General features: G+C 67.4%; 13 protein-coding genes. 9 read left to right on the forward strand and 4 right to left on the reverse strand.

Going from position 1 to position 12,716, the window contains the following annotated elements:
• Window positions 1–6: 6 nt before the first annotated feature.
• Entirely contained in the window at window positions 7–1,008 is a 1,002-nt protein-coding gene (locus LJF27_RS20360) for an ArsR/SmtB family transcription factor (protein ID WP_003113231.1), read from the reverse strand.
• Window positions 1,009–1,254: 246 nt separating this feature from the next.
• On the opposite strand from LJF27_RS20360, the gene tkt reads away from it, so the two are divergent.
• Window positions 1,255–3,252: a transketolase gene (gene tkt / locus LJF27_RS20365; protein WP_003101598.1), complete on the forward strand. Its 1,998-nt coding sequence runs from the start codon at window positions 1,255–1,257 to the stop codon at window positions 3,250–3,252.
• The gene (locus LJF27_RS20370; RefSeq protein WP_003101600.1) at window positions 3,252–4,316 is read left to right on the forward strand and encodes a hypothetical protein; all 1,065 of its coding nucleotides are present in this window, start codon (window positions 3,252–3,254) and stop codon (window positions 4,314–4,316) included. The genes tkt and LJF27_RS20370 overlap by 1 nt, the downstream gene beginning before the upstream one ends.
• Here the strand turns inward: LJF27_RS20370 and otnI are convergent.
• Complete coding sequence (gene otnI / locus LJF27_RS20375) at window positions 4,297–5,094, reverse strand: 2-oxo-tetronate isomerase (RefSeq protein ID WP_003113230.1); 798 nt, start codon at window positions 5,092–5,094, stop codon at window positions 4,297–4,299. The two genes, LJF27_RS20370 and otnI, sit on opposite strands and share 20 nt — an antisense overlap.
• 214 nt (window positions 5,095–5,308) lie before the next feature.
• On the opposite strand from otnI, the gene epd reads away from it, so the two are divergent.
• The 6 genes from epd (at window position 5,309) to LJF27_RS20405 (ending at window position 10,045) form a co-directional block, all read left to right on the forward strand.
• On the forward strand, window positions 5,309–6,370 hold the full coding sequence (gene epd / locus LJF27_RS20380; protein ID WP_019396126.1) for an erythrose-4-phosphate dehydrogenase: 1,062 nt from the start codon (window positions 5,309–5,311) through the stop codon (window positions 6,368–6,370).
• 5 nt (window positions 6,371–6,375) lie between these two features.
• Window positions 6,376–7,539 carry a phosphoglycerate kinase gene (locus tag LJF27_RS20385; protein WP_003084960.1) on the forward strand — a complete coding sequence of 388 codons (1,164 nt, stop codon included), beginning with the start codon at window positions 6,376–6,378 and terminating at the stop codon, window positions 7,537–7,539.
• A 72-nt stretch (window positions 7,540–7,611) separates the two neighbouring features.
• Window positions 7,612–7,812: a hypothetical protein gene (locus LJF27_RS20390; RefSeq protein ID WP_019396125.1), complete on the forward strand. Its 201-nt coding sequence runs from the start codon at window positions 7,612–7,614 to the stop codon at window positions 7,810–7,812.
• Window positions 7,813–7,971: 159 nt separating this feature from the next.
• Entirely contained in the window at window positions 7,972–8,313 is a 342-nt protein-coding gene (locus LJF27_RS20395; protein ID WP_003113229.1) for an MliC family protein, read from the forward strand.
• Between the two features lie 119 nt (window positions 8,314–8,432).
• A complete protein-coding gene (gene fba / locus LJF27_RS20400; protein WP_003084964.1) occupies window positions 8,433–9,497 on the forward strand; it encodes a class II fructose-bisphosphate aldolase in 1,065 nt (354 codons plus the stop codon).
• A 65-nt stretch (window positions 9,498–9,562) separates the two neighbouring features.
• Entirely contained in the window at window positions 9,563–10,045 is a 483-nt protein-coding gene (locus tag LJF27_RS20405) for a hypothetical protein (RefSeq protein WP_003101605.1), read from the forward strand.
• A gap of 1 nt (window position 10,046) precedes the next feature.
• Here LJF27_RS20405 and LJF27_RS20410 read toward each other — a convergent pair whose 3' ends face one another.
• Window positions 10,047–10,472 (reverse strand): YybH family protein, encoded by a 426-nt coding sequence (locus LJF27_RS20410; protein WP_003101606.1) that lies wholly within the window; start codon window positions 10,470–10,472, stop codon window positions 10,047–10,049.
• Between the two features lie 229 nt (window positions 10,473–10,701).
• Between LJF27_RS20410 and LJF27_RS20415 the strand changes: the two genes are divergently transcribed.
• Window positions 10,702–11,469 (forward strand): class I SAM-dependent methyltransferase, encoded by a 768-nt coding sequence (locus LJF27_RS20415; protein WP_003142762.1) that lies wholly within the window; start codon window positions 10,702–10,704, stop codon window positions 11,467–11,469.
• On the opposite strand, the gene LJF27_RS20420 is transcribed toward LJF27_RS20415, so the two are convergent.
• A complete protein-coding gene (locus LJF27_RS20420) occupies window positions 11,466–12,644 on the reverse strand; it encodes an NAD(P)/FAD-dependent oxidoreductase (RefSeq protein WP_003118882.1) in 1,179 nt (392 codons plus the stop codon). The genes LJF27_RS20415 and LJF27_RS20420 overlap by 4 nt on opposite strands.
• Window positions 12,645–12,716 lie beyond the last annotated feature (72 nt).

The raw sequence follows: 12,716 nt of genomic DNA on the forward strand, positions 1-12,716 counted from the left end.
CCTACATTACCGGTGGGTGAGGCGGCTTTCGGATGCATCCCTGGCGAAGTGCCGGACCTGGATCTGGAAGCCATTGCGTAAACCAATGTAAAGACTCTCGCCGGGCGTGAGCCCTGCGGCGTCGGCCCACTGGGCCAGGTCCTCCTGTTCGAAACCCAACCAGAGGTCGCCGCAGGCCTCCCTGGCCCAGCCCTGGTTGTGCCGGCACAAGTCCGTCACCAGCAGGCTGCCGCCCGGATGGACCAGGCGGGCCAACTGTTTCAGCGCCTCCGCCGGCGCGGCGAAGTGGTGCAGGACCATGTTCAGCACCACGCAATCGGCCGGTTCGGCGGCGTCCTGCAGGGCATCGGCCAATTCCAGGCGGACGTTGCCCAATCCTTCTTCCTTGCAGCGCTGGCGCGCCAGTTCCAGCATCGCCGCGCTGTTGTCCAGCGCCGTGACCTGGCGGAAACGCCTGGCGAGTTCCGGCAGGAATCCGCCGTCCCCCGGGCCGACCTCCAGCGCCGTGGCGCCGGGGGCGAAGGCCAGTGCGTCGAGCAAGGCCAACACGCTCTCACGGTATTGCGGCAGTCCTGCGATCAGGTCCTGCTGGGCCTGGAACTTGTCCGCCGCGCGGGCGAAGAAGTCCTGGCTGACCGCCGCGCGCTGGGCGTGCACGGCATCGATCCGCGCCCGCACGTCGTCGGGTAGCGCCCGTTCGTCCACTTCCTCCAGCAGCGCCGCGTGCAGCGCGCCGCCGGTGCGTTCGGCCAGGGGCAGCGAACGTCGGTAGAAGATCGCGTTGCCCTCGCGACGCGTCGCCACCAGCCCGGCCTGGGCCAGCACCTTGAGGTGGTGGCTCATGCCCGACTGGCCGATGGCGAAGATCTGCGCCAGCTCCAGCACGCCGAACGAGTCGTTGGCCAGGGCGCGCAACACATTCAGTCGCAGCGAGTCGCCAGCCGCCTTGCACAGCGCGGCGAGCGGGTCGTAGTCGTCTGGTCGTATCGAAGGCACGCGAAGGCTCATGGAGGCGCAGTCTAGTACCGGGTCCGAACCCCGGCAATGCCTGTATCAAAAATTTTTGATATTGATGACGGGTGGCCGTCGCGCAATTGCAATCCGGCTGCGCCAGGCTTCTGGCAAAACCGGTCGGCAGCGACATACTGTCCCCCTGCCGATCTGTCATTGCCCCTTGGGCCTTCGGTGGGCGAAAATGGCGCCCTTTTTTTCACTCCTGGTCTTCCGACCAGCAACCCCCGTAGGAGAATTGCGATGCCCAGCCGTCGTGAGCGAGCCAATGCCATCCGTGCACTGAGCATGGATGCCGTGCAGAAAGCCAACAGCGGCCACCCGGGCGCCCCGATGGGCATGGCCGATATCGCCGAGGTTCTCTGGCGCGACTACATGCAGCACAACCCGAGCAACCCGCAGTGGGCCAACCGCGACCGCTTCGTGCTGTCCAACGGCCACGGCTCGATGCTGATCTACTCCCTGCTGCACCTCACCGGGTACGACCTCGGCATCGAGGACCTGAAGAACTTCCGCCAGCTCAACTCGCGCACCCCGGGCCACCCGGAGTACGGCTACACCGCCGGCGTCGAGACCACCACCGGTCCGCTCGGCCAGGGCATCGCCAATGCGGTGGGCATGGCGCTGGCGGAGAAGGTCCTGGCCGCCCAGTTCAACCGCGACGGCCACGCGGTGGTCGACCACTACACCTACGCCTTCCTCGGCGACGGCTGCATGATGGAAGGCATTTCCCATGAGGTCGCCTCGCTGGCCGGCACCCTGCGCCTGAACAAGCTGATCGCCTTCTACGACGACAACGGCATTTCCATCGACGGCGAGGTCCACGGCTGGTTCACCGACGACACCCCGAAGCGCTTCGAGGCCTATGGCTGGCAAGTGATCCGCAACGTCGACGGGCATGACGCCGACGAGATCAAGACCGCCATCGATACCGCGCGCAAGAGCGACCAGCCGACCCTGATCTGCTGCAAGACCGTGATCGGTTTCGGCTCGCCGAACAAGCAGGGCAAGGAAGAGTGCCACGGCGCGCCGCTGGGCGCCGACGAGATCGCCGCGACCCGCGCCGCGCTGGGCTGGGAGCACGCTCCGTTCGAGATCCCGGCGCAGATCTACGCCGAGTGGGACGCCAAGGAATCCGGCGCCGCCCAGGAAGCCGAGTGGAACAAGCGTTTCGCCGCCTACCAGGCTGCCCATCCGGAACTGGCCGCCGAATTGCTGCGCCGCCTGAAGGGCGAGCTGCCGGCCGACTTCGCCGAGAAGGCCGCGGCCTACGTCGCCGATGTTGCCAACAAGGGTGAGACCATCGCCAGCCGCAAGGCCAGCCAGAACGCGCTGAACGCCTTCGGCCCGTTGCTGCCGGAGCTGCTCGGCGGTTCCGCCGACCTGGCCGGCTCCAACCTGACCCTGTGGAAGGGCTGCAAGGGCGTCAGCGCCGACGACGCCGCCGGCAACTACGTGTTCTACGGCGTGCGCGAATTCGGCATGAGCGCGATCATGAATGGCGTCGCCCTGCACGGCGGTTTCATTCCCTACGGTGCGACCTTCCTGATCTTCATGGAATACGCGCGCAACGCCGTGCGCATGTCCGCACTGATGAAGCAGCGCGTGCTCTACGTGTTCACCCACGACTCCATCGGCCTCGGCGAGGACGGCCCGACCCACCAGCCGATCGAACAACTGGCCAGCCTGCGCCTGACCCCGAACCTGGACACCTGGCGCCCGGCCGACGCGGTCGAGTCGGCGGTGGCCTGGAAGCATGCCATCGAGCGTGCCGACGGTCCGTCCGCGCTGATCTTCTCCCGCCAGAACCTGCCGCACCAGGCGCGCGACGTCGCCCAGGTGGCCGACATCGCCCGCGGCGGCTACGTGCTGAAGGACTGCGAAGGCGAGCCGGAACTGATCCTGATCGCCACCGGTTCGGAAGTCGGCCTGGCCGTGCAGGCCTACGACAAGCTCAGCGAGCAGGGCCGCAAGGTCCGTGTGGTATCGATGCCATGCACCAGCGTCTACGAGCAGCAGGACGAGTCCTACAAGCAGTCCGTGCTGCCGGTGGAAGTCGGCGCGCGCATCGCCATCGAGGCCGCCCATGCCGACTACTGGTACAAGTACGTCGGTCTCGACGGGCGCATCATCGGCATGACCAGCTTCGGCGAGTCGGCGCCGGCCCCGGCGCTGTTCGAGCACTTCGGCTTCACCCTGGACAACGTCCTGGCGGTGGCCGAGGAGCTGCTGGAAGACTGATGCACACGCTCTACTGGCGGGACCTCGAAAGCCCCGCCAATGGCGAATGGCTGGGCCTCGCGGTCCAGGTGGAGGGCGCCCATCGGGCGCCCTCTTTCCTTCATCTGCAATCCGGCGGCCAGGCCCGCATTCGCCTGATGCGTGGCGATCAGCCGCTGCTCTGGGCCACCCAGTTGCCGTACCACGATGGCATCTGGCTGGTGAAGAGCCTGGTCGCGGCGAGCCCGGCGCAGGCCAGCGTGCCGCCCATCGACTCGCCGACCCTGGAAGCGTTGCGCGGCCTGCGCGGCGAGGCCCGCTACAAGGCCTGGAGCCGCTATTTCGTCGAGACCCTGCGTACCAGCCCGGGCAGTTGCCTGGAGGCCGGGCGCTGGTTGCTGCGCCTGTCGCTCGCCGAGCAGGTGCCCGCCTGGCAGCCACCGCAGAGCCACGATCCGCGCGAACGGGTGCTGGAACGCTGGCGCTACCGCAGCGTCGGGCGCGACGCACTGTTGCCGGACTGGCGCTTCTACAGCCTGGAGAAGGTCCTCGACGACGACTGGGTGCAGTGGCTCGACTGGTGGGGGCGCGACAACGACGCCCTGATCGCCCTGCGCCGGGTCGAGGATGACGAGGGGCGGGTCAAGTGGTGGCGCAAGAAGGCCCGCGAAGGCGAGCTGCCGCCGGTGCTGGCGCTGCGCCTGAACTGCCTGGATGCCTGCGTGATCCTCGATGGCCACTGCCGGCTGCGCGCCGGCCTGCTGGAGAACGTCGCGCCGGAGATCCTGGTGCTCTGTGCCTACGACGAGCAGCCGATGCCGGTGGATACGGCGCAGCGCGAACGGGTGCTGCAATCGCTGGCGCAGCGGGTCGACGCGCCGGTGCGCCGTGGACGCCGGCCGCTGGATAGCGAACAGCTCAACCAGGTGCTGCTGCGCCTGTTCGACGACCGTCCCTGGCCGCGAGTGCTGACCCGTGCCCGCGCGGTGCTGAAGGAAGAACAGTGGTGCGCGGAAGTGCGCGACTGGCTGGCCGCCCGCGAGCGTCTGGACGCGCTGGAGCCGATCATCCGTCGCGTCGAGTAGCGCGCCAGCGCCGCAGCCATTCCAGGCCTGCCGAGGTGTCGCCGCGCGGACGGTACTCGCAGCCGATCCAGCCCTGGTAGCCGAGCCGGTCGAGTAGCTCGAACAGGTAGGGGTAGTTCACTTCGTTGTCGTCATCCGGCTCGTGGCGGTCGGGTACCCCGGCGATCTGGACGTGGCCGATATTGCCGATGTCGCGACGCAGGGTGGTGGCCAGGTCGCCCTCGACGATCTGGCAGTGGTAGCAGTCGAACTGTACCTGCAGGTTGTCCGCGCCGACCTCGCGGCAGATGGCCTGGGCGTCGTCCTGGCGGGTGAGGAAGAAGCCCGGCATGTCGCGGTTGTTGATCGGCTCTATGAGCACCGTCAGCCCGGCACCGGCGGCCTCGCGGGCGGCATGGGCGAGGTTGTCGAGGTAGGTCTCGCGGTGGCGGATGCGGTCGGCGCCGGCCGGCAGCAGTCCGGCCATGACATGGATGTGGCGGTTGCCGAGGACCTGGGCATAGTCGATGGCCTGGGCGATGGCGCGGCGGAATTCGGCCTCGCGCCCCGGCAGGCTGGCCAGGCCGCGCTCGCCCTTGTCCCAGTCGCCGGGTGCGGCATTGAACAGCACCTGGCGCAGGCCGTGGTCGTCCAGCCGGGCCTTCAGTTCGGCCGCAGGGTAGGCATAGGGGAACAGGTACTCCACGCCCTCGAAGCCGTCCGCCGCGGCGGCGGCGAAGCGTTCGAGGAAGTCGTGGCGGGGGTAGAGCATGCTGAGGTTGGCGGCGAAGCGGGGCATCTGGCGCTCCTGGCGGTCGGTAGATGCGGGCGAGCCTTGCACAGCGGAACGCGGTCGCGCCAGCCAGGTGTCGCATGAATCGTTTCAGCGCCTGCACGCGAGCCGTCGCCGCGGCGCACGCCGCGCCGCGCGGGTCGCGGACGGTTCCCAGGCGGGCCCATCCCCCGCATAATTGGCGACTTTCACTGGCCCCTTGCCGGAGCTATCCCTGCCGATGTCCACCCCGCCTTTTCGCGTCGCGCTCAATGGCTATGGCCGTATCGGCCGCTGCGTCCTGCGCGCGCTGCACGAGCGCCCGGAGCAACTGGGCTTCGAGATCGTCGCGCTGAACGACCTGGCCGACCAGGCCAGCGTCGAGTACCTGACCCGCTTCGACTCCACCCATGGCCGCTTTCCCGGCGAAGTGAAGGTCGACGGCGACTGCCTGCACATCAACGGCGATTGCGTGAAGGTGCTGCGCAGCCTGACTCCGGAGGCCATCGACTGGCAGGCGCTGCGGGTCGACCTGGTGCTGGAGTGCTCCGGCCAGTACACCAACCGCGCCCAGGCCGAGCGTTTCCTCCGCGCCGGCGCGCCGCGGGTGCTGTTCTCGCAGCCGATGGCGAGCGAGGCGGACATCGACGCCACCATCGTCTATGGGGTCAACCAGCAGGACCTCAGCGGCCGCGAAACGCTGGTCTCCAACGCCTCCTGCACGACCAATTGCGGGGTGCCGCTGCTCAAGCTGCTGAACGAGGCGATCGGCCTGGAATACGTGTCGATCACCACCATCCACTCGGCGATGAACGACCAGCCGGTGATCGACGCCTACCACCATGAGGACCTGCGCCGTACCCGTTCGGCGTTCCAGTCGGTGATCCCGGTGTCCACCGGTCTGGCGCGCGGCATCGAACGCCTGTTGCCGGAACTTGCCGGGCGCATCCAGGCCAAAGCCATACGCGTGCCCACGGTGAACGTCTCGGCGCTGGACATCACCCTGCAGACTTCCCGCGACACCTCCGCCGCCGAGATCAACCGGGTGCTTCGCGAGGCTGCCGAAAGCGGCCCGCTGCGCGGACTGCTGGCTTATACCGAGCTGCCGCACGCCAGTTGCGATTTCAACCACGACCCCCATTCGGCCATCGTCGATGGCAGCCAGACCCGCGTTTCCGGGCCTCGCCTGGTCAACTTGCTGGCCTGGTTCGACAACGAATGGGGATTCGCCAACCGTATGCTCGACGTCGCCGGACACTACCTGCGCGCCGCCGTGCCTGATCAACAAGTACCCAAGGACTGATTGTCATGACCGTGTTGAAGATGACTGACCTCGACCTCAAAGGTAAGCGCGTGCTGATCCGCGAGGACCTCAACGTGCCCGTGAAGGACGGCCAGGTGCAGAGCGATGCACGGATCAAGGCCGCCCTGCCGACCCTCAAGCTGGCCCTGGAGAAGGGCGCGGCGGTGATGGTCTGCTCGCACCTGGGCCGTCCGACCGAGGGCGAGTTCTCCGCCGAGAACAGCCTGAAGCCGGTGGCCGAGTACCTGTCCAAGGCCCTGGGCCGCGAAGTGCCGCTGCTGGCCGACTACCTCGACGGCGTCGAGGTCAAGGCGGGCGACCTGGTGCTGTTCGAGAACGTGCGCTTCAACAAGGGCGAGAAGAAGAACGCCGACGAGCTGGCGCAGAAGTACGCCGCGCTGTGCGACGTGTTCGTGATGGATGCCTTCGGTACCGCCCACCGCGCCGAGGGGTCGACCCACGGCGTGGCCAGGTTCGCCAAGGTCGCCGCCGCCGGCCCGCTGCTGGCCGCCGAACTGGACGCGCTGGGCAAGGCGCTGGGCAACCCGGCGCGGCCGATGGCGGCGATCGTCGCCGGCTCCAAGGTTTCCACCAAGCTCGACGTGCTGAACAGCCTGGCCGGCATCTGCGACCAACTGATCGTCGGCGGCGGCATCGCCAACACCTTCCTCGCCGCGGCCGGACACAAGGTCGGCAAGTCACTGTACGAGGCCGACCTGGTCGAGACCGCCAAGGCCATCGCCGCCAAGGTCAAGGTGCCGCTGCCGGTGGACGTGGTGGTGGCCAAGGAATTCGCCGAGAGCGCCGTGGCGACCGTCAAGGCCATCGCCGAGGTCGCCGACGACGACATGATCCTCGACATCGGCCCGCAGACCGCCGCGCAGTTCGCCGAGCTGCTGAAGACCTCGAAGACCATCCTGTGGAACGGTCCGGTCGGGGTGTTCGAGTTCGACCAGTTCGGCGAGGGCACCCGTACCCTGGCCAATGCCATCGCCGATAGCGCGGCGTTCTCCATCGCCGGCGGCGGCGATACCCTGGCGGCGATCGACAAGTACGGCATCGCCGAGCGGATCTCCTATATTTCCACCGGTGGCGGCGCGTTCCTCGAGTTCGTCGAGGGCAAGGTCCTGCCGGCCGTGGAAATCCTGGAGCAGCGCGCCAAGGGCTGACGCAGACGGGGCAAACCATTCGCCGTCCTCGGGGGTCACACCTTTGAGGACGACGAAAAAAGGAGGTGCCCCATGCGTTCCGTAACCTTGCCACTCCTGATGTTCTGCCTGGGCCTGGCCGCCTGTAGCGACGATGGCGGTCGACGCCCGAGCACCTGCGAGGTGATCAGTCCGCCGGACGTGATGGTGCCGACCGAGCAGAACCGCCAGCGGGTCGAGCAGCAGAGCAGCGGCGATCCGACCGCCGGACAAAAGCCGGTGGAATGCCCGTAGTGCTTTTCTGCCAGTTTCTACGGAAAGGGCTGGGGATTCGCCAGCGTACGCAGTAGCATTGCGCCTTTCCTGTGACAGGCAAGGCCAGCCGGCCGCCGCGCGGGCCGCTTGCGGCCCGGCGAGGTGCGGCGGAGCGTTCCGCACGGATGGAGGATGGACATGAACTACTCGCGTATCGCCCTGTTCGGCGGCTTCGCCGCCGCGGCGCTGCTGGCCGGCTGCTCCGCTTCCTCCGGCAAGCCGGGCGGCAAGGACTGGACCCGCTGGACCTGCGACAGCAAGGCGGTGATCGAATGGCGCTATATCGACGGCAGCAAGAACATCGTCGACCTGCGCCTGAAGGACGAGGACGACGTGGTCCACCACTTGGAGCAGGAACCTGCGGCCGTCGGCGCTTTCTATAGCGACGGACGCCTGGGCTTCCACCTGGAGAACGACGAAGGCCTGGTGTACTGGGTCGAAACCGACGACCTCATCGGTCGCGGTTGCAAGGCGCGCTGAGTCGCGCCGGCAGGGGCGCGGCGCCGCGACCGCTCCTCGCAAGGAACTTGAACCGGGCCTGCCCCTGCGGCAGGCTTCTGAATCACTGAACGACCCCGCGATTGGGAGATACGAGAACCATGGCACTCATCAGCATGCGCCAGATGCTGGATCACGCCGCCGAATTCGGCTACGGCGTGCCGGCCTTCAACGTCAACAACCTCGAGCAGATGCGCGCCATCATGGAAGCGGCCGACAAGACCGATTCGCCCGTGATCGTCCAGGCTTCCGCCGGTGCTCGCAAATACGCCGGCGCGCCCTTCCTGCGCCACCTGATCCTCGCCGCGATCGAAGAATTCCCGCACATCCCGGTGGTCATGCACCAGGATCACGGCACCAGTCCCGACGTCTGCCAGCGTTCCATCCAGCTGGGCTTCAGCTCGGTGATGATGGACGGCTCCCTGCGTGAAGACGGCAAGACCCCTGCCGACTACGACTACAACGTCCGCGTGACCCAGCAGACCGTGGCGTTCGCCCATGCCTGCGGCGTGTCCGTGGAAGGCGAGCTGGGCTGCCTGGGTTCCCTGGAAACCGGCATGGCCGGCGAGGAAGACGGCGTCGGCGCGGAAGGCGTGCTGGACCACAGCCAGTTGCTGACCGATCCGGAAGAAGCCGCCGACTTCGTGAAGAAGACCAAGGTCGACGCCCTGGCCATCGCCATCGGCACCAGCCACGGCGCCTACAAGTTCACCAAGCCGCCGACCGGGGACACCCTGTCGATCCAGCGCATCAAGGAAATCCACGCGCGCATCCCGGACACCCACCTGGTGATGCACGGCTCTTCCTCGGTACCGCAGGACTGGCTGGCGATCATCAACGAGTACGGCGGCGAGATCAAAGAGACCTACGGCGTGCCGGTCGAGGAAATCGTCGAGGGCATCAAGTACGGCGTGCGCAAGGTGAACATCGACACCGACCTGCGCCTGGCCTCCACCGGTGCCATCCGCCGCTTCCTGGCGCAGAACCCGAGCGAGTTCGACCCGCGCAAGTACTTCTCCAAGACCGTCGAGGCCATGCGCGACATCTGCATCGCTCGCTACGAAGCCTTCGGCACCGCCGGCAACGCTTCCAAGATCAAGCCGATCTCCCTGGAAGGCATGTTCCAGCGCTACGCTCGCGGCGAGCTGGATCCGAAGGTCAACTAAGCGCCTTCGTTCGAACGGGAGCCCCGCTGGTCGGGGCTCTTGCACATCCGCCCCGGGGAAATCCGATGCGCCGCTGGCTCCTGACCCTGCCGTTCCTGCTGCTGGCCGGTTGCGCTGGCCTGCACGCGCCGTCCCGCGACGTCGAGGAGGCCGCGTCGCCGAGCGTAGCGCGCGATCCCGCCGACCCGCAGGATTGCCTGGCGCGCAGCGACTGCACCACCAAGACTTCGCGCACCCTGCTGTTCGTCTTCGACTATGCAGAGGCCGGCGGCGAACTGGTGGTGCGCGACGGGCGCCAACTGGAAACCCCGCCGGCGCCGCAACGCTCCACCTGGCCGGCGTTGCGCATCCAACTGGCCGAGCCGGTCAACGGTCGCTTCGAGTTCGAGAGCCCCTGCCTGCGCAAGAGCGGCAAGGGCTGCCGCTACAGCCAGGCTACGCTGCTGAAGGTCTACCGCAGCTACCTGGTCGGCAAGCCTTGCTCGCTGCTCAGTCCTCGCGCAGTGAAACGCTGCGTCGACCCGGCGGCGACCGCCGCGCGGCGCTGAGTCAGGGCTGCAGGTCGAACAGCGCCTTGCCGTCCATGTCGAACGGCGCCGAGAAATGCTCGTGGATCACCTTCCAGCCGTCGCCGTGCTTGCGGTAGCCGGCGCTGACCCGCATCCACGAGGAGTGCGGCTGGCCGTCCGGGCCGGTGCCGCCGCAGTGGCAGAGGTAGTGGGCGAAGGCGACCTGCGGGTCGGCATGGATCTGCAGTTCGGCGATATCGAAGGTCATCGGTCCTTTGCACATCTCGGTGCAGGCCTGCCAGTGCTTCTGGTAGGCGTCGCGCCCCTTGAATTGCAATTGCAGGATGGCGTCGAAGGCGACGATGTCCTCCGCGTAGTACGAGACGATGCGCGGAACGTCGCTGGCGCGGACGGCGGCTCGCCAGTCTTCGATCAATTGGCGGATGGCGCTGACTTCGCTGCTCATGGCTGACTCCTGGTTGTGGCGGGGGACGCCGGCGTGTGCCGGGATGCTTTTACCCTGGTCGTCGGGTGGGCCTTCGGATCGACAATAGCCTCTTCCCCGAGAGGTCCACGAAGCCCCTGACCAATGGCTGCGAGCCACGCCGCGCAAGGCTTTGAACCGTTCGTCTGGAATTCGTGGGAAAACCGCTGTGCTATACCTCGGGCTTTCCCTGCCGCCCAGGAGGTCCCTCATGTCGTCCGTACACAGCGCCGCCCAGCAAGGTTTCAGCGTCGAGGCCCAGCGTTACGCCCAGGGCCGGCCCGAGTATCCGGAAGCGCTCTCCGACTGGTTGCGCGATGCCCTTGGCCTGCGTCCGCAGACCGTCGCGGTGGACCTCGGCGCCGGCACCGGCAAGTTCACCCGCCTGCTGGCCCGTACCGGTGCGCGAGTGGTCGCGGTGGAACCGGTGGATGCGATGCGCGCCCAGCTTGCCGAAGCCTTGCCGCAGGTCCAGGCGCTGGCCGGTAGCGCCCAGTCGATTCCGCTGGCCAACGGCTTCGCCGACGCCCTGGTGTGCGCACAGGCCTTCCATTGGTTCGCCACCGTGGAGGCGCTGGAGGAAATGCGCCGCGTGCTGACGGCGGAAGGCAGGCTGGGGCTGGTGTGGAACGTGCGTGACGAGTCGCTGGATTGGGTCGCCGAGATCACTCGCATCATCACTCCCTACGAAGGCGACGCGCCGCGCTTCTACAAGGGCGACTGGCGTCGGCCGTTCGAGCGCGCGCCCTTCGGACCGCTGCGCTTGTCCACCTTCGCCTACGAGCATGTCGGCCCGCCGGAGCAGGTGATCGTCTCGCGCTTCCTTTCGGTGAGCTTCATCGCCGCCTTGCCGGAGACGGAAAAGAACGCCGTGGCGGCGCAATTGCGCGAGCTGGTCGCCAGCCATCCGGCGCTCAAGGGGAGGGAGCAGGTAGCGCTGCCCTATCGCACCGAGGCCTATCTGGCCGAGGCGCGCTAGGCGTACTGCCCCGCCGCATAACCCGAGGCCCAGGCCCACTGGAAGTTGAAGCCGCCGAGGTGGCCGCTGACGTCCAGTACTTCGCCGACGAAATACAGCCCCGGCGAGCGCTGCGACTCCATGGTCTTCGACGACACTTCGTCGGTGCTCACCCCGCCCAGGGTCACTTCCGCGGTGCGGTAGCCCTCGGTGCCCGAGGGCGTGACCCGCCAGGCCGAAAGCTGCCCGGCGATACCCGCCAGTTCGGTCGGGGTGTACTGCTTCATCGGCTTGGAGACGAACCAGCGGTCGGCCAGCAGTCCGGCGAGCTTCTTGGTGAGCAGCTCGGCGAGCAGGGTCTTCAGCTCGCTGTTGGGACGCTCGCGCTGTTGCTGCGCCAGCCATTCGCTGGCGTCGTGGTCCGGCAGCAGGTCGATTTCCAGGGTATCGCCCGGTTGCCAGTAGGAGGAAATCTGCAACATCGCCGGGCCGCTGAGGCCGCGATGGGTGAACAGCAGGTTCTCGCGGAACACTTGGCCGTTGCAGCTCACCCGGCAATCCACGGAGGTGCCGGAAAGCTCGGCACACAGCTCCTTCAACTGGTCGGTGATGGTGAACGGCACCAGCCCGGCGCGGGTCGGCAGCACCTCGTGGCCGAACTGGCGCGCCACCTGGTAGCCGAAACCGCTGGCGCCGAGGGTCGGGATCGACAGGCCGCCGCTGGCGATCACCAGCGACTCGCAGCGCATCTCGCCGGCGCTGGTACGCAGGTGGTAGCCGGCGTCGTCGCGGGCGATCTCTTCGATCGAGGTGTCCAGCAGGATTTCCGCTCCGGCCTCGGCGCATTCGCGCAGCAGCATCTCGAGGATGTCGCTGGACTTGTTGTCGCAGAACAGCTGGCCGAGTTTCTTCTCGTGGTACGGCACCTGGTGCTTGGCCACCAGGCCGATGAAGTCCCACTGGGTGTAGCGGGCCAGCGCCGACTTGCAGAAGTGCGGATTGCGCGAAAGGAAGTTGGCCGGCTCGGTGTACAGGTTGGTGAAATTGCAGCGCCCGCCGCCGGACATGAGGATCTTCTTGCCGGCCTTGTTGGCGTGGTCGAGCACCCGCACGCGGCGCCCGCGTCCGGCCGCCGTCATCGCACACATCAGCCCGGCCGCCCCGGCGCCAACGATCAGCACATCTGTACTTGCCACTGTCCCACTCCGCTCATCGGAAACGGCGCGCATCTTACCCGAAGCGGCGGTCGGCCGCCGGAGCTCCCGACG

The organism is Pseudomonas sp. 203-8, assembly GCF_020708595.1.
GTDB lineage: Bacteria > Pseudomonadota > Gammaproteobacteria > Pseudomonadales > Pseudomonadaceae > Pseudomonas > Pseudomonas aeruginosa.